The sequence below is a fragment of the Winogradskyella sp. genome, assembly GCF_028282165.1.
In the GTDB taxonomy this organism is placed as follows: Bacteria; Bacteroidota; Bacteroidia; order Flavobacteriales; family Flavobacteriaceae; genus Winogradskyella.
This window is the reverse complement of the sequence record NZ_JANQIM010000020.1, coordinates 1-19,218: the sequence shown is the minus strand read 5'-3', so window position 1 is coordinate 19,218 and position 19,218 is coordinate 1. Positions and strand designations below refer to the sequence as shown.

At 37.0% G+C, this 19,218-nt stretch carries 19 protein-coding genes; 13 read left to right on the top strand and 6 right to left on the bottom strand.

Annotated features, from left to right (window positions below; translation table 11 throughout):
- The first annotated feature begins 3 nt into the window (after window positions 1–3).
- The 6 genes from pxpB (at window position 4) to Q0972_RS08385 (ending at window position 4,168) form a co-directional block, all read left to right on the top strand.
- On the top strand, window positions 4–735 hold the full coding sequence (pxpB, locus tag Q0972_RS08410) for a 5-oxoprolinase subunit PxpB (RefSeq protein ID WP_299364798.1): 732 nt from the start codon (window positions 4–6) through the stop codon (window positions 733–735).
- Window positions 728–1,579, top strand: coding sequence for a biotin-dependent carboxyltransferase family protein (locus Q0972_RS08405; RefSeq protein WP_299364796.1), 852 nt, complete (start codon window positions 728–730; stop codon window positions 1,577–1,579). Before pxpB ends, Q0972_RS08405 begins: the two co-directional genes overlap by 8 nt.
- A 130-nt stretch (window positions 1,580–1,709) precedes the next feature.
- Window positions 1,710–2,099, top strand: coding sequence for a hypothetical protein (locus Q0972_RS08400; protein ID WP_299364794.1), 390 nt, complete (start codon window positions 1,710–1,712; stop codon window positions 2,097–2,099).
- A 63-nt stretch (window positions 2,100–2,162) separates the two neighbouring features.
- A complete protein-coding gene (locus tag Q0972_RS08395; protein ID WP_299364793.1) occupies window positions 2,163–2,678 on the top strand; it encodes a hypothetical protein in 516 nt (171 codons plus the stop codon).
- Between the two features lie 3 nt (window positions 2,679–2,681).
- Window positions 2,682–3,389: a hypothetical protein gene (locus Q0972_RS08390; RefSeq protein ID WP_299364792.1), complete on the top strand. Its 708-nt coding sequence runs from the start codon at window positions 2,682–2,684 to the stop codon at window positions 3,387–3,389.
- Window positions 3,390–3,451: 62 nt separating this feature from the next.
- A complete protein-coding gene (locus Q0972_RS08385; protein WP_299364791.1) occupies window positions 3,452–4,168 on the top strand; it encodes a histidine kinase in 717 nt (238 codons plus the stop codon).
- Here the strand turns inward: Q0972_RS08385 and Q0972_RS08380 are convergent.
- From Q0972_RS08380 to panB, 3 genes are all read right to left on the bottom strand, one after another.
- Complete coding sequence (locus Q0972_RS08380) at window positions 4,165–4,866, bottom strand: RluA family pseudouridine synthase (protein WP_299364790.1); 702 nt, start codon at window positions 4,864–4,866, stop codon at window positions 4,165–4,167. The genes Q0972_RS08385 and Q0972_RS08380 overlap by 4 nt on opposite strands.
- A 71-nt stretch (window positions 4,867–4,937) precedes the next feature.
- On the bottom strand, window positions 4,938–5,249 hold the full coding sequence (locus tag Q0972_RS08375) for a four helix bundle protein (RefSeq protein WP_299364789.1): 312 nt from the start codon (window positions 5,247–5,249) through the stop codon (window positions 4,938–4,940).
- 52 nt (window positions 5,250–5,301) lie between these two features.
- Window positions 5,302–6,120 (bottom strand): 3-methyl-2-oxobutanoate hydroxymethyltransferase, encoded by an 819-nt coding sequence (gene panB, locus Q0972_RS08370; RefSeq protein ID WP_299364788.1) that lies wholly within the window; start codon window positions 6,118–6,120, stop codon window positions 5,302–5,304.
- Window positions 6,121–6,227: 107 nt separating this feature from the next.
- Between panB and Q0972_RS08365 the strand changes: the two genes are divergently transcribed.
- Window positions 6,228–6,686 (top strand): nuclear transport factor 2 family protein, encoded by a 459-nt coding sequence (locus Q0972_RS08365; RefSeq protein ID WP_299364786.1) that lies wholly within the window; start codon window positions 6,228–6,230, stop codon window positions 6,684–6,686.
- Window positions 6,687–6,743: 57 nt separating this feature from the next.
- On the opposite strand, the gene Q0972_RS08360 is transcribed toward Q0972_RS08365, so the two are convergent.
- On the bottom strand, window positions 6,744–8,810 hold the full coding sequence (locus Q0972_RS08360) for a thrombospondin type 3 repeat-containing protein (protein WP_299364784.1): 2,067 nt from the start codon (window positions 8,808–8,810) through the stop codon (window positions 6,744–6,746).
- A gap of 180 nt (window positions 8,811–8,990) precedes the next feature.
- Window positions 8,991–9,491: a hypothetical protein gene (locus Q0972_RS08355; RefSeq protein ID WP_299364781.1), complete on the bottom strand. Its 501-nt coding sequence runs from the start codon at window positions 9,489–9,491 to the stop codon at window positions 8,991–8,993.
- A 267-nt stretch (window positions 9,492–9,758) separates the two neighbouring features.
- Here Q0972_RS08355 and dnaK point away from each other — a divergent pair, with 267 nt between their 5' ends.
- The 3 genes from dnaK to Q0972_RS08340 all read left to right on the top strand — a co-directional run bounded on the left by dnaK (window position 9,759) and on the right by Q0972_RS08340 (window position 14,169).
- Window positions 9,759–11,669, top strand: coding sequence for a molecular chaperone DnaK (dnaK, locus tag Q0972_RS08350; protein WP_299364778.1), 1,911 nt, complete (start codon window positions 9,759–9,761; stop codon window positions 11,667–11,669).
- Between the two features lie 253 nt (window positions 11,670–11,922).
- A complete protein-coding gene (locus tag Q0972_RS08345) occupies window positions 11,923–13,134 on the top strand; it encodes a class I SAM-dependent rRNA methyltransferase (RefSeq protein WP_299364776.1) in 1,212 nt (403 codons plus the stop codon).
- Window positions 13,135–13,221: 87 nt separating this feature from the next.
- Window positions 13,222–14,169 (top strand): nitronate monooxygenase, encoded by a 948-nt coding sequence (locus tag Q0972_RS08340; RefSeq protein ID WP_299364773.1) that lies wholly within the window; start codon window positions 13,222–13,224, stop codon window positions 14,167–14,169.
- Here the strand turns inward: Q0972_RS08340 and Q0972_RS08335 are convergent.
- The gene (locus tag Q0972_RS08335; RefSeq protein WP_299364770.1) at window positions 14,159–14,521 is read right to left on the bottom strand and encodes a hypothetical protein; all 363 of its coding nucleotides are present in this window, start codon (window positions 14,519–14,521) and stop codon (window positions 14,159–14,161) included. The two genes, Q0972_RS08340 and Q0972_RS08335, sit on opposite strands and share 11 nt — an antisense overlap.
- Window positions 14,522–14,751: 230 nt before the next feature.
- On the opposite strand from Q0972_RS08335, the gene Q0972_RS08330 reads away from it, so the two are divergent.
- From Q0972_RS08330 to Q0972_RS08320, 3 genes are all read left to right on the top strand, one after another.
- Complete coding sequence (locus tag Q0972_RS08330; RefSeq protein WP_299364768.1) at window positions 14,752–15,087, top strand: YciI family protein; 336 nt, start codon at window positions 14,752–14,754, stop codon at window positions 15,085–15,087.
- Window positions 15,087–16,331, top strand: coding sequence for a sigma-70 family RNA polymerase sigma factor (locus Q0972_RS08325; RefSeq protein ID WP_299364766.1), 1,245 nt, complete (start codon window positions 15,087–15,089; stop codon window positions 16,329–16,331). Before Q0972_RS08330 ends, Q0972_RS08325 begins: the two co-directional genes overlap by 1 nt.
- 61 nt (window positions 16,332–16,392) lie before the next feature.
- Window positions 16,393–19,218, top strand: a 2,826-nt coding sequence (locus Q0972_RS08320) for a hypothetical protein (RefSeq protein WP_299364763.1), incomplete at its 3' end; no start/stop codon positions are given.

Sequence of the window (19,218 nt, the reverse complement as noted above, 5' to 3'; positions counted from 1 at the left end):
CTAATGGATTTTAAGCTTAGATATTCACAGTACAATGAGCGGTCTATTTTAATAGAGTGGCCAAGAATAATTGATGAGAATATCTTAAAAAGCATCTTAAAATTCAAAAATAAGATTATGAATAAATATATTAAACAAAAGATTGAAATAATTCACACATATAGCTCAATATTAATTATTTATAATTTTACTATTGAAAACATCAATGATAAGTTTTTTGAGCTTAAATCGCTTTTTGAAACCCAAGGTGGAGATTTAGAAATAGCATCTTCAACTTGGGAAATACCTGTTTGCTATGATGAAGAATTTGGAGTCGATTTTGAGAACTTTTCAAAAGAGAAAGGGCTTATAAAGCAAGAGGTTGTTAAGCTGCATTCCGAAAGCATTTATACGGTTTTTTTTATAGGATTTTTACCAGGCTTTCTATACTTGGGCGGACTGAATTCTAAGTTGCATTTAGACAGAAAAAAGACACCTAAGTTTGATGTTAAAAAGGGAGCCGTTGCAATTGGTGGAGAACAAACCGGAATCTATCCGCAAGATAGTCCGGGTGGATGGCATATTATTGGCCAAACTCCCGTAGAATTATTTAATTCGCTTCATGAAATACCTTGCCCCATACAAGCAGGAGATAAGGTAAAATTTAAGTCTATATCTAAGCCCGAATTTATAGAGCTGAAAGACCGAGTGTCTAAATCTAAGTTTAAACTCAAGTCCATAACTCCAAATGCTTAAAGTTTTAAACCCAGGATTTTATACAACCATGCAAGATTTGGGACGATTAGGTTTTAGAGCTTTTGGAGTGCCTGTTTCAGGAGTTATGGATTCCTATTCCAGTCAATTTGCTAACGCGCTTCTTGGAAATAATAAATTTGATGCTGTTTTGGAAATGACTATGATTGGCGGGACATTTCGGTTTATGAACCCGACACAGATAGTAATTTCTGGAGCCTATATGCGCTCTCGATTGAACAATAAGCCCATAGGACAAAATTGTGCAATACAAATTGAGACAGATGATGTATTGAGTTTTGGGCATACAACTAAAGGGTTTAGAACTTATTTGGCAATAAAAGGCGGCTTTGAATCTGAAACCGTATTTAATAGCCTAAGCCAATATCGACCTATTACAGCAAAAGGTGTCATTGAGACTAATGATGTTATAACGTATTTAAGCATTGACCAAAGGCTTCAGGAATCTAATGCTACAGTTAAATATAATGACTCCATATTTAACAACCAGATTCTTGAAGCCTATAAAGGGCCAGAGTTTGGTTGTCTAAACCTTCATCAAAAAGAACAATTGCTCAATAGTGAGCTTAAGGTTTCTAAATACAATAATAGAATGGCTTATCAATTAGAGCCATTGTTAAAAAACCGATTAGAGCCAATTTTAACGGCTCCAGTATTACCAGGTACAGTACAATTAACACCCCAAGGTAATTTGATAGTGCTAATGCGAGACGCTCAAACCACAGGAGGATATCCGAGAATTTTACAACTTAGTGAAGAGTCCATTAGTTTGCTGAGTCAAAAAACAGTAGGAAATACCTTAAAAATCGGACTAAAAGATACCTAACGTAAGAAGAATTGTAATAAATGCTTGCAGTCTGCTATAAATTCCATAATTTTATAGTTAATCCCTTAATTCCTAAAAACCCTTAATTAGTAAACCAAAACTAATTATTAACTTCTAAACTAACTGAAAAATGAGCAACCCTAAAGGTTTGATTACGCCTGAAGAGGCAAAGAAATTAAATGATGCTTTCACGTTACGCTGTGACCTAGTAAGCAAAGACATTACAAAACGACCAGATAACCGATCTACCTGGTTTTCCTTAGACGAGATTAAAAAATACCTAGCTTATGCCGAAGCACAAGCTAAAGAGCTAGGTTACGAAATGGACGGAATTCGTATTTATTGTGGAGCGTATCCTACGGTTGATGGGCAGGTAGGTTATTCAACGGCGTTCATGGTCCCAACGGCAAGTAATGCCAATGGAGAAGAGGGAAATAGCTTGAGCCATGATATAAAAGATGCAAGAGGTCTTAATATGGGTGGCCAAGGAGATCCACCAAGTGCTAGCTATCCTCAGTAGTACCTTGATGAGCTATAAAACTTTGCTCATAATTAACTATTTATTAATTTAAATTAACTTGTCATGAAAAACTTTGGATTGTTTATCCTTGGTGCCATTATTGGCGCCCTAACCGTATATTTTATTTGCTGTAAAGATGATTCCAGTATAAAAGGTATTTCAAAATCCGCTGTACCAAATGGTTTAATAACACCATTAGAAGCCACAGCTTTAGACCAAGCCTATGATCTTAGGCACAGTATTATTAGCGATTCGCTATTGAAAAATACAGAAACAGGAGATAATAGATCGTCTTGGTACCCAATAGCTGATATTAGGTCTTATTTAGAGTATGCAGAGCAACAGGCAGATTCGCTAGGTTACATATTAGATGGTTTAAGAATCTATGCAGGTGCTTATCCAGACACTAAAGAAGGGCCAGGTTTAATGACCATGTTTTTTATTCCAACAGGCACTAGAAATACTGCTCAAGGGAGTATGTTTTCGTTGTTGCAAGGAGGAAGCAACGACATAGGTGGTGCTAATGGATTAAATATGGGCGGTCAGGGCGATCCACCTGGCGCAAAATATCCACAATAATTAATGGAAGAGTTTTTAAAGGATAATTATTTTTTAATTACTCATTCCTTGGAGTTCTTAGCAGCAGTGACAGGTCTTATTTTATACAGGCAATATAAGACTACTGCTGCTAAATTTTTGATTTATTTTTTGTTATACGCTTTTTTTGTTGACTTCATTGGCAGATATCCAAGTCATTTGAGAAGCCTTGAATTATTTCAATTAATTGAGAACACCAAGATTGAGAAGAATTACTGGTGGTATTTGATTTTTTGGATGGGAGGTTTAAGCAGTTTTATAACATTAATTAACTATAAGATAATTGATAAAAGTATTTACAGAAGAACTTTGAAATACTTTTATTTTGTCTATTGCTTGCAATTCATTCTTTACGCTGTACTTAATTTTGATGCTTTGTTTGATCCAAACGAAAAATTTTTAAAGATCACAAGTATATGGATGATTATTGTTGCAGTTACTATTTATTTATTGGAGATTTTACAATCTGACAAAGTTGTAGAGTTTTATAAATCAATATATTTTTATATTAACGTGGCAGTTTTAATTTGGACAATTATCACAGGGCCAATGATTTTTTATGAAATCTATTTTTCAACAGCAGATTGGAATTTTATTATTTTAAAATGGCAGATATATTTAGTAATAAATGTTTTATTTTATGTAACATTAACTTTGGCATTGGTATTTTGCAAACCCAAGAGCAAGTCGTAAGTACTCAAGCTGAACGGTACCTATTAATTTATATGATAGGTGTTTTAGTAATCATTTGTACATTGATAATTGTTTTTTTTACGATTTTCCAAAGGAGAAAAAATCAGTTAGTTATAAATCAACTAAAACAAAAACAAGCCTTTGAAGAGGAACTAACAAAGACCCAGCAAGAAATCCAAGAAGAAACCTTAAAACATGTAGGCAGGGAGTTGCATGATAATGTAGGACAGCTTTTATCTTTCGCCACTATGCAGATGAATGTCGTTGCTAAAGCCGTTAATGATGACGTAAAACCAAAGGTAGCTAATGCATCAGAAGCTTTAAAGGAAAGTTTGGCAGAAGTAAGAACCTTGTCCAAGTCCTTAAACAGTGATGTTATTACCAACTTAGGATTTGATGCCACGGTAAAAAATGAAATAGATCGCTTAAACAAATCTGGATTGATAGAAGCTAACCTTACTCTTGATGGGAAAAAGGTAGATTTTGAAAACAAAAAGGACGAGATTATCTTATTTAGAATATTGCAGGAATTTTTCTCGAATACCTTAAAGTATGCCGAAGCAGAAAATTTAAATGTTTACTTAAGTTACAACCCCAAGCTGCTTAATATTAACGTTGAAGATAATGGTATTGGCTTTGACTTAGAGAGTGCTGAGGAAGGTTCAGGAATGACCAACATGAGAAAACGAGCAGAGTTAATCAATGCCGATTTTAATCTAGACTCACAACTTAATAAGGGAACTGTACTCAAATTAAGCTATCCTTACCGAGATGTTTAAGACTCGCAAGCTGCTTGCCAAAGCGTGCCATCTGGTACAGGCGCTGTTATAATTAGTGTTTCTTTTTTTACAGGATGAACAAACACTAGTTGTTTGGCATGAAGACTGATACTTGCATCATTATTGCTGCGTGGAAATCCGTATTTTAAATCACCTTTGATTGGTAAACCAATTTTCGATAATTGAGACCGTATCTGGTGATGTCTCCCGGTTTCCAAATCAATTTCTAATAGATAAAAATGATCTAGTTTTTTAATGACTTTATAATTGAGAATAGCCTTTTTGCTACTTTCAACCTCACTATTATATGCTGTCGATTTATTATTTTTTGGGTTCTTTTTTAGCCAATGGATTAATTTGTCTTCGTTCTTTGGAGGTTTATTTTTAACTAGAGCCCAATAGGTTTTTTGAGCTTTTTTTTCAGCAAACAGTTTGTTGAGTCTTGGAAGCGCTTTGCTGGTCTTAGAAAAGAGTACAATACCAGTTGTAGGTCGGTCTAGGCGATGTACTACACCAAGAAATACGTTACCGGGTTTGTTATATTTATATTTTAAATAGTTTTTTACAATGTCGCTTAGAGGTCGGTCACCAGTCTTATCTCCTTGAACAATGTCGCCAGCACGCTTGTTAACCACAATGATATGGTTGTCTTCATATAATACTTGTAGATTGGATGGGTTAGATATCACCTTGGGCATATTAGATAATTAGACTGTTAGACGTTTTAGATTCTTAGAGCTGATTTAAATTTAGAGATCATCTTTATGATTTAGTTTAATTCAGAAAGAACAGTTTCCAATTCTTTTTTTGTTATAAAACTTAAATCAAAAGCAATTAACAATTGAGTTTCTATTTCGTATGCCGAACCTATTGCTATTTGCAGAAATCTGGAAAAGTCTTTATCCGAGTTTCTCGAAGATCCTTCGGCAATATTTGAAGGAATAGAAACAGAAGCTCTTCTTAATTGATTAATCAATCCAAATTTTTCAGAATAGGGAAATTGAGATGTAATTTGATATATTTCCGAACAAAACAACCTACTTCTTTTCCATATTTGAAGTTCCTTAAATTTATGAGCCATAGAAAATCAATTCAATCCTACTATCTAATAGTCTAAGAATCTACAAGTCTAGCTAATATTGCTCTTTCTCATTCGGAAAGTCCTCAGACTTCACATCATTTACATACTGGGAAATTGCCTTGGTCATATCTTCGTACAAATTCATATAGCGACGTAAGAATCTTGGATTAAATTCGTGCGTCATCCCAATCATATCATGAAGTACTAAAACTTGTCCGTCTACACCGTCACCAGCTCCAATACCAATAACAGGAATAGAGATGCTTTCTGAGACTTCTTTTGCTAGGGCAGCGGGAATTTTTTCTAAAACTATGGCAAAACAGCCAGCCTTTTCTAGCATCAGAGCATCCTCTTTTAACTGTTGTGCTTCGTGTTCTTCCTTAGCTCTCACAGTATAGGTCCCAAATTTATAGATAGACTGTGGCGTTAAGCCTAGATGACCCATTACAGGAATGCCAGCATTGAGAATACGCTTTAAAGATTCCTTGATCTCTTTACCACCTTCTAACTTCACCGCGTGTGCACCAGATTCTTTCATAATACGTATAGCAGAACGCAAAGCTTCCTTAGGATCACTTTGGTAGGTGCCAAAAGGTAAATCAACGACTACTAAAGCCCTATCAATAGCTCTTACTACGGAGGATGCATGGTAAATCATTTGGTCTAAAGTAATAGGTAAAGTGGTCTCATGACCAGCCATAACATTACTAGCAGAATCACCGACCAAAATAACATCAACACCAGCACCATCTACGATCTTTGCCATCGTATAATCGTAAGCGGTAAGCATAGATATCTTTTCATCTTTAGACTTCATGTCTACTAAAGTCTTCACGGTAATTCTTTTGTATTCTTTTTTTGCGACCGACATAGAATTTAAATTAGTGTCTGTAAAAATAAAGAGTTTTGTTAAACTTTTGTTTAATGCACCATAGAAATACATTTGAATCTTTAATTTCAGCTCAAACTATATCAATCATGAAAGTACTATTTCCAATAATTATCCTATGTATAGGGCTAAATAGCCATGCACAAGGCTCAGAAAAAGAAAACGTAAAGGCTACAATTGTTAAATTTTTTGATGCATTCCATAAGCAAGATACTGTTGCTTTAAAGGCAATGGCCAAAGGAGATATAAAGATACAATCCGTCTTGGTAAACAAAGAAGGCAAATCTATTTTACAAGAAAGTAGTTATGAAAAATTTATAAAAAGTATAGCCAGCATTCCTAAAGAAAATACATTTGAAGAAAAGCTGTTGGATTTTAGTATCCAGGTTGATGGTATAATGGCCAATGCTTGGACACCATACGAGTTTTGGTACAAAGGAAATTTTAGTCATTGTGGTGTTAATTCCTTTCAACTCATTAAAGAAGATGGCGAATGGAAGATCATTTATTTGGTTGATACAAGACGTCGAGAAGGTTGCAAGTCATAAAGTAATAAACAAAAAAAGCCGAAATTAATTCCGGCTTTTTTTATCTTAATCTTTAAGTTAACGCCTAATGGTCATTTTGGAAAATTGTAAAGTAAACCTATCATTTATGTGTGCAGCATAAAAACCATTTGGCAAATGCGAAATATTTACGGTTTGCCCAACCGAAATACTCTGATCTACCACTGGGATCGTAGATAAAACACCAAAATTATAAATCTTTAAGTTATAAGTTGGGGAAATTCTTGGGCCTATTGGAACTAGACCTCCAGGTAATGGAATCTCTATAATTTGATTCCCAAGATCAAGGTAGGCTATCCTACAGTTATTGCACTCCCATTTTAACGGAATACTAATTTTGTTATTACTCTCATTGCTTTCATCTACTTCATTTTCGGCATCTAACTTAACTACTATTTTATAGTTGCTTCCGAACTCAAGAGGTGGGAAATGGTATCCAAAAATTGTATGGGTAAGCACATATGAGCCATTTCCTGATATTGCTGGGATATTTGTCACATAAGGTAGTTCATATTCAGCAATGCCAGCTGGAGATGTGGCCTCAACATAATACTTAACTTTTGATGACCCTGCATCCACAGCCGAATTATTTTCTATCAATGCTTGGGAGATTTCCAATGTTGTACTTGGTGTTAATTTATGTTTATCAGAACCTAAATTAGATAGTACTATATTGCATTCATTACATTCACTAATAACTAAGACATTATTAGGTGTTGCGACCAAATCAGGTTCTCCTTCACAAGCGTCACCAATACCATTATTATTGCTATCAGTTTGATTTGGATTGGGAGAGTTAGGGCAGTTGTCTTCAAAATTCTCTATACCATCGCCATCACTATCCCTATTATCTTCTAAGTCACAAGCATCTCCTAAACCATCGTTATCTAAATCTCCTTGGTTTGGGTTTTCATTATCAGGGCAATTGTCACAAACGTCTCCAACATCATCATTATCACCATCTTCCTGATTGGAATTTGGAATATCACAATTATCACAAACATTACCAATACCATCACCATCGTCATCTGCTTGGTCGGCATTAGCAATATTAGGGCAGTTGTCATCAATGTCTAAAACACCATCATCATCGCCATCTTCTACATTTTTTATTCGAATACGTGACAGTACAATCCGCCCACTACTTGGCCTTCTCACAAGTTCAATTATGGTATTATCTTCTGATATAGGTATATCATCCAACCGCACATAACCTCCTAAACTTACTAACTGTTCGGTAAAGCCTTCCAGTTCATATACAATTGTTTCTGTATTATTTTTTACGATTGCTTGGTAAGTGTCATTTTCAGCATATTCCACACTTGTAATTGTAAAAGTAGCATCTAAAGATGTTAAAAAGCCATTACTGTCATAGACTTTAGTTGATGGGATTACCCAGATATGTGGTTGAAATAGAGAACCAGAAGGAGATTCTTGGAATGGAGGACCTTGAACTTGAATCGACGACAATTGGCTTATTACATGAGGGAAATTTGGTGTATCCTCTCTAACTATTATTCTTCTCGTTGGACTAGAAGAGATATCTACTTGTGTTATGCCAGGTACATTCAAAATGATATCATTTCTTCTCGTGTAGCATACTCTACCTAGACAGGTGTCATCAACTATCTCTTCATGTATCGAGTATTCTTTGGTAGGATCAGGTATATCAATAAAAACTTCATAGATATTTTCATTAGTACTATGCGCATTTATAGTAGCGAATTTATCATTAATAACATAACCTCTAGTTTCACATCGATCTACCCTTACTTCCGTATTACGAGTACCTCGAGGGTCACTCCTGCAATCACCATTAACCTGACATATTGAAATAAATGCGTCACGTTCAATACTCACGGTGACCTCATGGCTACCTGTGGTTACTTGAGAACCTGTAAGCACAGTATTTGTTGAAGTATGGGGGTTTCTGTATGATACCGTGAGATTGTAGTCAATCCCAGATGTTATGACTTCATATCCAATCGTAACAGTATTAACACAGCCATCCACGCCTAATTCTGTACTAACAAGGTTCAATTCTAATCTTTGGGAATAGCCAAAAAGAAAAGAAAACAATAAGACAAAAAATGTAATTTTTTTCATAAAAAGAGAGTTTTAAATTAGTTCGAAATATAAGAATTTTCTCAGATATATAGAAAATTTTCTATACTAAAATAAATTAAATAGTTTTATGGAATTCAAGGATGACTATTAAATAATAAAGGCAAATTTTTAAAATTTGCCTTTATTATAATTTAACTATTTTAAGCGATGATAAGGAAACTAATCTGTTTGGTTTATTTCTAAACTCTCTATATTAAATACTCTAATTACCTCATTGATATCAGAAATATTAACACCATTTATGCTTTCAGCAGGTACAATTACTATTCTAAAGGTTTGGTTTTGTGTCCACTGGGGGCCTAAAGTCTCTAATTCTGCTGTGCTTTCTAAAAATATAGCCACATCATTTTGTGTAAAATCAAAGTTGTACACCAAATCACTACCATCATCAAAAATAATGGTTTGAGGCAGTAAACGCCAAGTATTATTTTCCCATCGTCTGTAAACCAAAAGAACTTCATCTGAAAAAATTTGATCAAAATCCACTATAATTTCAAAATCAGGTGCAGTAAAATTTACATTTTGAACTGGAATGGCATCAGCTACAATGAGTCCTCCGGTTTCTCCAGGTGGTCCAGGTGGCCCTGGTAATCCTTGATCGCCTTCGCAAGCCGTTAATAATAGAGTAAACACGGTCATAAAGGATAATATACGTTTCATGTGTAAATGGTTTAAATTATTTTTAAAGGTTACATAGAACATCCAAATGATTATTACAATAAATGATTAAGTATTGCAACTTGGATGTTTCTTGATTAATAGTTTTTATATTAAGCATCAAATCACATTCCAAAGTGGTATAAAAGTGAAATTCTTTTTGAAAATGACGTATGACATCATGTCATAATCTTTGTCATGGCATAATACTTGACCTATAGAAACCGAGTTTAAAAATTAAAAACACAACAAAATATAGACACTAATATTATGAGTAAGATTATTGGAATTGATTTAGGAACAACCAACTCTTGTGTTTCAGTAATGGAAGGCAATGAGCCAGTTGTTATCCCAAATGCTGAAGGTAAGCGTACAACGCCTTCGGTAATCGCTTTCGTAGAAGGCGGTGAAATTAAAGTTGGTGATCCGGCAAAAAGACAAGCAGTCACTAACCCAACAAAAACGGTTTATTCTATTAAGCGTTTTATGGGGAACAAATATTCTGAATCTAAAAAGGAAGCAGAACGCGTACCATATAAAGTAGTTAAAGGTGATAACGATACGCCTAGAGTAGATATCGATGGTCGTTTATATACACCGCAAGAATTATCGGCTATGATTCTTCAAAAAATGAAGAAAACAGCTGAAGATTATTTAGGACAAGACGTTTCTGAAGCGGTAATTACGGTACCAGCATATTTTAATGATGCGCAACGCCAAGCAACTAAAGAAGCAGGCGAGATTGCAGGTTTAAAGGTAAGACGTATTATCAATGAGCCAACAGCAGCAGCTTTAGCTTATGGATTAGATAAGAAGTCTACAGATCAGAAAATCGTAGTATTCGACTTTGGTGGTGGTACACACGACGTTTCTATCCTTGAGCTAGGTGATGGCGTTTTTGAAGTACTATCAACAGATGGTGATACGCATTTAGGTGGTGATGATGTCGACGAAAGAATAATCGATTGGTTAGCAGAAGAGTTTAAGAGTGATGAAGGTATGGATTTAAGAGAAGATCCTATGGCTTTACAACGTCTTAAAGAAGCTGCTGAAAAAGCAAAAATCGAATTGTCATCGTCTTCACAGACAGAAATTAACTTGCCTTATGTAACAGCTACAGCAAGTGGACCAAAACACTTAGTACGTACGTTGTCACGCTCTAAGTTTGAACAGTTGATCGACGATTTAATCAAGCGCACTATAGAACCATGTGAAACAGCCTTAAAAGCAGCAGGTTTATCAAAATCAGATATTGATGAAGTGATTTTAGTAGGTGGTTCTACACGTATACCAGCAGTACAGACAGCCGTAGAGAAATTCTTTGGTAAAGCCCCAAGCAAAGGTGTCAACCCAGATGAGGTGGTATCTCTTGGAGCAGGTATTCAAGGTGGTGTATTAACAGGCGATGTTAAAGACGTACTCTTACTAGACGTAACGCCATTATCATTAGGTATCGAAACTATGGGCAACGTAATGACCAAGCTCATTGATGCCAATACAACGATTCCGACTAAGAAATCACAAATATTCTCAACAGCAGCCGATAATCAGCCATCGGTAGAAATCCATGTATTACAAGGAGAACGCCCAATGGCGGCAGATAATAAGACGATTGGTCGTTTTCACTTAGATGGAATTCCACCAGCAAGACGAGGCACACCTCAAATTGAAGTAACATTCGATATTGATGCTAACGGTATCATTAAGGTATCTGCTGAAGATAAAGCTACAGGTAAGAAACAAGACATCAGAATTGAAGCATCATCTGGATTAACCGAAGAGGAAATCGAAAAGATGAAAGCTGAAGCTGAAGCTAATGCAGAAGCAGATGCTAAGGCTAAAGAAACGGCTGACAAGTTAAATCAAGCAGATGCTATGATTTTCCAAACAGAGAAGCAATTGGAAGAGTTTGGCGATAAATTATCGGATGATAAGAAAAAGCCAATTGAAGATGCATTGGAAGAATTAAGAAAGGCATATGAAACTAAAGATATTGCAGTCATAGAGCCAGCTCTAGAGAAAATCAATGAAGCTTGGAAAGTCGCTAGCGAAGAAATGTACAAAGCACAAGCTGAAGCGCAACAAGGTGGTGCGGCAGGTCCTGATGCGAGTTCAAACGGGCAACCATCTTCTGATGAAGGTAGTGATGTAGAAGATGTAGACTTCGAAGAAGTGAAATAATAACTGTCATTCCTGCGCAGACAGGAATCTAAAGCAAACTGCGCGTCATGGGTTCGAATCCCATAGTCCCCACAAATTATCAATTGGGGATTTAGCTCAGCCTGGTAGAGCGGCAGCGTGATATAAAAAAAACGCAATCATTAGTTTGATTGCGTTTTTTATTTAAGCCAATTCAATTGATAGACTCCTATAAGTTTTAGATAAGTTTAGTAATTTCGAAAACAAACTCATAAAGAAATCATTTTCTAGCAAAATGAAATTAAGTCAAAATCCAAAACGTCTCGCTGTAAAACTCAATTCTAAAGGTGAACAATCCGTAGTTAGAGGACACCCTTGGGTATTCTCAAAAAGTATAGTTAAGATTAGTGAAGATCCTAAAACAGGAGATTTAGCCATTATTTTTAGTAAGAATAAGAACAAGGTTATAGGGATAGGTTTATTTGATGCTAAATCACCAATCCAAATAAAAATTATTCATAATGCACTCACTAAAGCTGAGATTAATGCTGATTTTTTTCATCATAAAATAGAAATAGCCTTTAGAAAGCGCTTAGAATTATTAGAAACAAATACCAACAGTTACCGATTATTATTTGGCGAGAACGATGGTTTTCCTGGCTTAATAGCAGATGTATATAATTCAGTTTTAGTCGTTAAACTCTATTCTGAAATATGGCTGCCATATTTAGATCATATTCTAACAAGCTTACAAAAAGTTTCAAAGGCGAAAACTACAGTAATGCGTTTAAGCAGAAATCTTCAAAATAGTCAAAATCACAATTTAAAAGATGGCGATATCCTATACGGAACTTTATATAATGAAGTTGTTGAATTTGTTGAACACGGCATTAATTTTTCAGCTAATGTTATAAAAGGGCATAAAACAGGTTATTTTCTAGATCATCGACATAATAGAAAAAGAGTAGGTGAGTTGAGTAAGAATAAAACAGTTCTCGATGTATTTTCTTATGCTGGAGGATTCTCAGTTCATGCATTGGCAAATGGCGCCACTGAAGTCACAAGCTTGGATATCAGCAAACAAGCACTAGAAATGGCAGTTGAAAATGGAAAGCTTAATAGTTATTCAGGCATACATAAAACTATAGCAAGTGATGCTTTTCAAGAGATGAAAAACCTCATTAAGCATCACAAAAAGTTTGACGTGGTGGTTATAGACCCACCGAGTTTTGCCAAACAACAGTCCGAAATAGAATTAGCCAAGAAGAAATATGCACAACTGGCAGAACTAGGTGCACAAGTTACAGCAAAAAAAGGATTGCTTGTTCTGGCCTCTTGTTCTTCACGGATTTTAGCGCAATCGTTTTTCGACATTAACCTTAATGCCCTAAATGCACAGCCAAGGCTTTTCGAAACTATACTTAAAACCAAGCACGATATAGATCATCCAGTAACTTTTCCTGAAGGCTCTTATTTAAAATGTGGCTATTATCGTTTCTTAGAATAAAAATTACTATGCATGCATAATATATTTTAGTATATTTGAACAATCATTTGTCAGGTTGATCGCAGTCGAAACCTCAATTAAATAACTATGCAAACAAAACTAACCGAATTACTTAACATCAAATATCCAGTAATACAAGCTCCAATGTTTTTGGTTTCTAACGTGGCCATGGTTACGGAAGCCATGAAATCGGGAATAGCAGGCTGTATTCCTGCATTAAATTATAGAACACTTGAAGAACTAAGAGCAGCTATTAAAGTGTTAAAGACTAATAAAGTGGAAGGTGGTTCTTTTGGTTTTAATTTAATTGTGAATAAATCTAACATTAAATACAAAGGCCAGCTTGAAGTCCTTTGTGAAGAAGGTTGTGATTTTATCATTACGTCATTAGGTAGCCCAGAGGAAACCATAAGACAAGCCCATAAAGTAGGTATTAAAGTATTTTGTGATGTCACCGATTTAAAGTTTGCCAAAAAAGTTGAGGGTTTAGGAGCTGATGCGCTAATAGCCGTAAATAATGAAGCCGGTGGTCATCGCGGAAATTTATCTCCAAAGGATTTAATAAAACAATTAAAGGACAACTGTTCCATCCCGGTAATCTCGGCAGGTGGTGTAGGTTGTAAAGCCGATATTGACAAAATGCTAAGCTATGGAGCCGAAGGTGTTTCGGTTGGGAGTCCTTTTATTGCGTCAATAGAGGCCAATGTTACTGAAGAGTATAAACAAGCTTGTGTAGATTATGGAGCAGATGATATTGTAATGACTGAGCGTATTTCTGGAACACCCTGTACGGTGATTAACACACCTTACGTTCAAAAAATAGGGACTAAAGCCACATGGATAGAGAATCTTCTCAACAAAAACCGAAAACTAAAAAAATGGGTAAAGATGGTGCGGTTTTCAATCGGTATGAAAGCCACGGAAAAAGCTGCTAAAAAAGCAACTTATAAAACCGTATGGGTAGCAGGTCCAAGTATAGAACATACCAAAGAGATATTACCAGTTAAGGATATTGTAGCAAAGCTTATTGTATAAATGCAACCAATTCCCTTTCTTCCCTTTTCTTCTTTTGTTTTCCCGTGAAAATATTAAAGGTATAACTGGCCGTAAGTCCTCCAAGTGCTGTTGCTACGAATTCGCCAGTGTCAAATTTTCCACTTATAATAAAGCCGTCATAAATCTCTTTTGAAAGTCCGGCCAAAGAAGAAATTCCCAAGCTATACCAAAACGCTTTCTTTTTATTTTTTGTTTTAGCATAGACTAAAGAATAAGTGGCGCCAGATAGAATAGCTCCAGTTGCAAAGTGTAAGCCCTCGTCTTCTAAGGTCACTTGTGATAAGCCTAAATTTAAAAAACTCAATGTTAACAAGGTGAAAGTAAATTTCATGATAGGTTGGTTCTATTTTGAAAAATAGACTCATAATTTTAAAATACTTTTTTTAATCGTTCGGATAACTATTTTTACGATTAAATGATAGTAATTATTACAATTCAATTTTGTTTTTCTTGTGGTTTAAAGTTTATATATTTAAAAAAGTATAAAAAATGTCCCCTTTTACAATTTAAGATACGTCTTAAGGATATAAACTTTAAATTTTAGAACTTATGAAAAATTTTATGATGATTTTCATCGGAGCAGATTATGCGGATTTAGGATTATCACCTGAAGAATTGCAAAACAGAATGGGCAAATGGTTTGCTTGGGGGCAAAAAATGGAACAGGCAGGGATACTGAGAGGAGGTGAAGCTCTACATCCACAAATGCGGCGTATTGTTGGGGAAAATAGAACTGTAACAGATTTAACATCTGCTGAAGTGAAAGAAATTATCGGAGGTTATTACACAGTTGAAGCCAAAGACTTTGACGCCGTGCAGGAAATAGCACAAGACTTTCCGGATTATGATTTAGGTGGTACGGTAGAAATTCGCGAAGTTATGATTTTCGATAAATAATGGAACAAAAAGACATAGACCATCTATTTCGCCATCACAGCGGAAAGATGGTCTCTGTCTTAACTCGTATATTTGGACTGAAACACCTCGATATTATACAAGATGCGGTTCAAGACACCTTTATTAAAGCTAGCATTTCTTGGAGAAAAGAAATTCCTAAACATCCAGAAGCTTGGTTAACAAAAGCAGCCAAGAATAGAGTGGTAGATATTTTCAGATCACTTAACACACAAAGAACACATCATTCATCAATCAAAAGAGGAACAGATGCTATAGCTATCAATGAATTATTTTTAGATTCAGAAATTGAGGATGCACAACTCCGAATGATTTTCACCGCCTGTCACCCAAAACTAGACCCAAGAGATCGTATATCGTTCGCTTTAAAAACAGTTTCAGGATTTAGCATAAAGGAAATTTCAACAGCACTACTCACTAAAGAAGAAACTATTAAAAAGCGACTATCAAGAGCTAGGAAAACCATTCAAAACGCCGATATTCAATTTCATATTCCCAGAGGAAAAGCATTACATGTGCGTTTAGAAAGTGTTATGGAAGTACTGTATCTTATTTTTAATGAGGGCTTTCACTCTAATAACAAAGAACAATTGATTAGAGAGGATTTATGTAGAGAGGCCATGCGTTTATGTCAGTTACTCCTGAAGCGTGAGCAAACTAGAACACCTGAAACCTATGCTCTTTTTGCACTGATGTGTTTTCATTCTGCAAGGCTGAAAGCAAAAATTGGGATGAATAACGAAATATTGGATCTAAAACAGCAAGACCGAAGTCTTTGGCACTTCCCATTAATTGAACTTGGTAATACGATGATGTACAAAGCGGTTGATACTGATGCCTTTTCCTGTTACCATTATGAAGCGGCTATCGCCGCCGAGCACCTACGCGCCAAATCCTTTGAAGATACAGATTGGAATAAGATATTGCAATGGTATGAAGCACTTAATCAGCTACAGCCTATGTCGATTTACTTGTTAACAATAGCTGTGATATGTGTGCAAATAAAGCAGTATAATAGGGCGGAAAGCTATTTTCAACAAATTAATCCAGACGAGTTAGAACAACGTAAATATTTGTTTTATGCGGCAAAGTCAGATTTTTATTCTGAAAGAGGTAATTTGGAATTAGCACTGAAATATTTAGAAATTGCATTAGAAAGCGTCAATAACACTTCAGAAAAGGACTATCTGAAAAAGAAATATTCGTTGCTTTTGTCTAAGGACTAACTAAATTTGATGACATTTATTTGGTTTCACGATGTAGAGGAGAACTACAAAACCGCTCATTATGAAAACCCTATCTTTTCTTTTATTTTTTCTGTGTATTAATTTATCATTTTCCCAAGTTGGTATCGGAACCACAACCCCAGATGCTTCATCCATGCTAGATATTCAAAGTACGTCCTCAGGTATTCTAATTCCAAGGATGACACAAGCTCAACGTGTTGCTATAGGCTCCCCAGCCGTAGGCCTCATGGTTTATCAAACGAATGCTTCGACCGGATTTTGGTTCTATGATGGTGTCAATTGGAATCAACTCGCTTTTGGTGCTACAGGCGAGTTTCAAAGTATAAGTGGTGTTGTTCAAAATACGACTAATATATTTAGCGATGATTTCGTTTTTGGAAGCAATACCCTATCAGGATCTAGCGCACGCTTTTTCTTTGATAAGAGTAAAGGCGCATTTAGGGCAGGACAATCCTTTGGTGGAGAATGGGATGATGCCAACGTTGGCACACTTTCAGCAGTTTTAGGTTCAGGAACAGCTTCAGGAGATGGAAGTTTTGCTACTAATTCAGGCATCGCTTCGGGTAATAATTCAATTGCGCTTGCCGGATCGGCATCTAATATTGCTGCCATTTCACTCGGAGGTTTAGATGCAGGTGGTGAATTTTCATTAGCGATTCAAGGTGGTCAAGTTACAGCAGATGGTGATTATGGTTTAGCTTTTGGTAACAATGCGGTGAGTTCGGAAGCAAATGCTATCTCTATAGGAAATTCCAGTGCTTCTAGTGGTAATGGATCGGTAGCCATAGGGAGCAATTCAACAGCATCAGGAGATAATGCATTGGCTTTATCAAATAGTCAGGCCACAGGAGATTCTTCAACATCATTAAATGGAGGAATTGCCTCAGGACAGAGCTCCTTGGCATGGAACGGCAATGCCAGTGGTTTGGGAGCTGTATCATTGGGTGGTTTAGATGCAGGAGGGCAGTTTTCTATGGCCATTCATGGAGGTCAAGTCACCTCGGACGGGGATTACGGTTTGGCTTTTGGTAACAATGCGATGAGTTCGGAAGCAGATGCCATATCTATGGGAAATTCCAGTGCTTCTAGTGGTAATGGATCGGTAGCCATAGGAAGCAATGCCAACGCATCAGGAGATAATGCATTGGCTTTATCAAATAGTCAGGCCACTGCCGATTCGTCGACATCATTAAATGGTGGTATAGCTTCAGGACAAGGTTCCTTGGCATGGAATGGTAATGCCAGTGGTTTGAGTGCAGTGTCATTAGGTGGTTCAGATGCAGGGGGTGAGTTTTCCGTTGCTATCCAGGGAGGACAAGTTACGGCAGATGGTGATTATGGTTTAGCTTTTGGTAACGGTGCCATTAGCTCCGAGGTAAATGCTATTTCTATAGGAAACTCTAGTACTTCGAGTGGTAATGGATCAGTAGCGATTGGAAGCAATGCCACAGCCTCTGGCGGTCTAGCTTTGGCCTTATCCAATAGTCAGGCTACAGGAGATTCTTCAACATCATTAAGTGGAGGAATTGCCTCTGGACAAAGTTCTATGGCATGGAGAGGTAATGCATCAGGATCGGGAGCAGTATCTCTTGGAGGGTTAAATGCAGAAGGTGATTTTTCGATAGCCATACAAGGAGGATCAGTCGCTACCACAGGTACACGCGGTTTTGCTTTTGGTAGTAGTGCAGCAACTTCAGGAACAGATGCCATTGCTATGGGAAATTCGAGTACATCCAGCGGAAGTAATTCAGTGGCCATAGGTGGTAATGCCACAGCTTCGGGAGGCAATGCGTTGGCTTTATCTAATAGTCAGGCTACAGGTGATTCTTCAACATCATTAGATGGAGGAATAGCTTCGGGACAAAATTCCTTGGCATGGCGTGGTAGGGCTAGTGGTGTAAGTGCAGTGTCATTTGGTGGTTTGAATGCCGAGGGTGATTTCTCGGTAGCTATTCAGGGAGGATCGGTCGCCACTACAGGGACACGTGGTTTTGCTCATGGAAACAATGCAGCAACTTCGGGAATAGATGCCATTGCTATGGGCAATTCAAGTAACTCCAGCGGAAGTAATTCAGTGGCCATAGGTGGTAATGCCACAGCTTCGGGAGGCAATGCGTTGGCTTTATCTAATAGTCAGGCTACAGGCGATTCTTCAACATCATTAAGTGGCGGAATAGCTTCGGGACAAAATTCTTTGGCATGGCGCGGTAGGGCTAGTGGTGTAAGTGCAATTTCATTTGGTGGTTTGAATGCCGAGGGTGATTTTTCGGTAGCTATTCAGGGAGGAACGGTCGCCACTACAGGGACACGTGGTTTTGCTCATGGAAACAACGCAGCAACTTCGGGAATAGATGCTATTGCCATGGGCAATTCGAGTACATCCAGCGGAAGCAATTCTGTAGCCATAGGCGGAAATGCGGTGGCTTCGGGAGGTGGAGCCATCGCCCTATCCAATAGTCAAGCGACAGGTGATTCGTCAACCTCATTTAATGGTGGAATTGCCTCTGGACAAAATTCCTTGGCGTGGAGTGGTACCGCTAGTGGGTTAGGAGCCATTTCATTTGGTGGCGAGAATGCCGCGGGTGATTTTTCAGTCGCGATTCAAGGTGGTGAAGTAACCGCAGCCGCAGACAGAGGGTTAGCATATGGTAATAGTTCGAGAAGCACAGCTGCAAATGCAGTGGCTATAGGAGGTGGAAGTACCGCAAGTGGTAATGGGTCTTTTGCTATAGGTGGCAGCGCCAGTGCATCTGGTGTCAGTGCAACTGCTTTAACACTAGGACAGGCTTCAGGAGATGGTGCAACAGCGCTTTATGGAGGCGTCGCTAGTGGTGAGATATCACTAGCATGGGCTGGATCGGCCACA

What these genes read in the sequence shown, in the direction of transcription:
- pxpB (WP_299364798.1), top strand. Translation starts at nt 4, where the DNA reads ATGGATTTTAAGCTTAGATATTCACAGTACAATGAGCGGTCTATTTTA.
- Q0972_RS08405 (WP_299364796.1), top strand. Translation starts at nt 728, where the DNA reads ATGCTTAAAGTTTTAAACCCAGGATTTTATACAACCATGCAAGATTTG.
- Q0972_RS08400 (WP_299364794.1), top strand. Translation starts at nt 1,710, where the DNA reads ATGAGCAACCCTAAAGGTTTGATTACGCCTGAAGAGGCAAAGAAATTA.
- Q0972_RS08395 (WP_299364793.1), top strand. Translation starts at nt 2,163, where the DNA reads ATGAAAAACTTTGGATTGTTTATCCTTGGTGCCATTATTGGCGCCCTA.
- Q0972_RS08390 (WP_299364792.1), top strand. Translation starts at nt 2,682, where the DNA reads ATGGAAGAGTTTTTAAAGGATAATTATTTTTTAATTACTCATTCCTTG.
- Q0972_RS08380 (WP_299364790.1), bottom strand. Translation starts at nt 4,866, where the DNA reads ATGCCCAAGGTGATATCTAACCCATCCAATCTACAAGTATTATATGAA.
- Q0972_RS08375 (WP_299364789.1), bottom strand. Translation starts at nt 5,249, where the DNA reads ATGGCTCATAAATTTAAGGAACTTCAAATATGGAAAAGAAGTAGGTTG.
- panB (WP_299364788.1), bottom strand. Translation starts at nt 6,120, where the DNA reads ATGTCGGTCGCAAAAAAAGAATACAAAAGAATTACCGTGAAGACTTTA.
- Q0972_RS08365 (WP_299364786.1), top strand. Translation starts at nt 6,228, where the DNA reads ATGAAAGTACTATTTCCAATAATTATCCTATGTATAGGGCTAAATAGC.
- Q0972_RS08360 (WP_299364784.1), bottom strand. Translation starts at nt 8,810, where the DNA reads ATGAAAAAAATTACATTTTTTGTCTTATTGTTTTCTTTTCTTTTTGGC.
- Q0972_RS08355 (WP_299364781.1), bottom strand. Translation starts at nt 9,491, where the DNA reads ATGAAACGTATATTATCCTTTATGACCGTGTTTACTCTATTATTAACG.
- dnaK (WP_299364778.1), top strand. Translation starts at nt 9,759, where the DNA reads ATGAGTAAGATTATTGGAATTGATTTAGGAACAACCAACTCTTGTGTT.
- Q0972_RS08345 (WP_299364776.1), top strand. Translation starts at nt 11,923, where the DNA reads ATGAAATTAAGTCAAAATCCAAAACGTCTCGCTGTAAAACTCAATTCT.
- Q0972_RS08340 (WP_299364773.1), top strand. Translation starts at nt 13,222, where the DNA reads ATGCAAACAAAACTAACCGAATTACTTAACATCAAATATCCAGTAATA.
- Q0972_RS08335 (WP_299364770.1), bottom strand. Translation starts at nt 14,521, where the DNA reads ATGAAATTTACTTTCACCTTGTTAACATTGAGTTTTTTAAATTTAGGC.
- Q0972_RS08330 (WP_299364768.1), top strand. Translation starts at nt 14,752, where the DNA reads ATGATGATTTTCATCGGAGCAGATTATGCGGATTTAGGATTATCACCT.
- Q0972_RS08325 (WP_299364766.1), top strand. Translation starts at nt 15,087, where the DNA reads ATGGAACAAAAAGACATAGACCATCTATTTCGCCATCACAGCGGAAAG.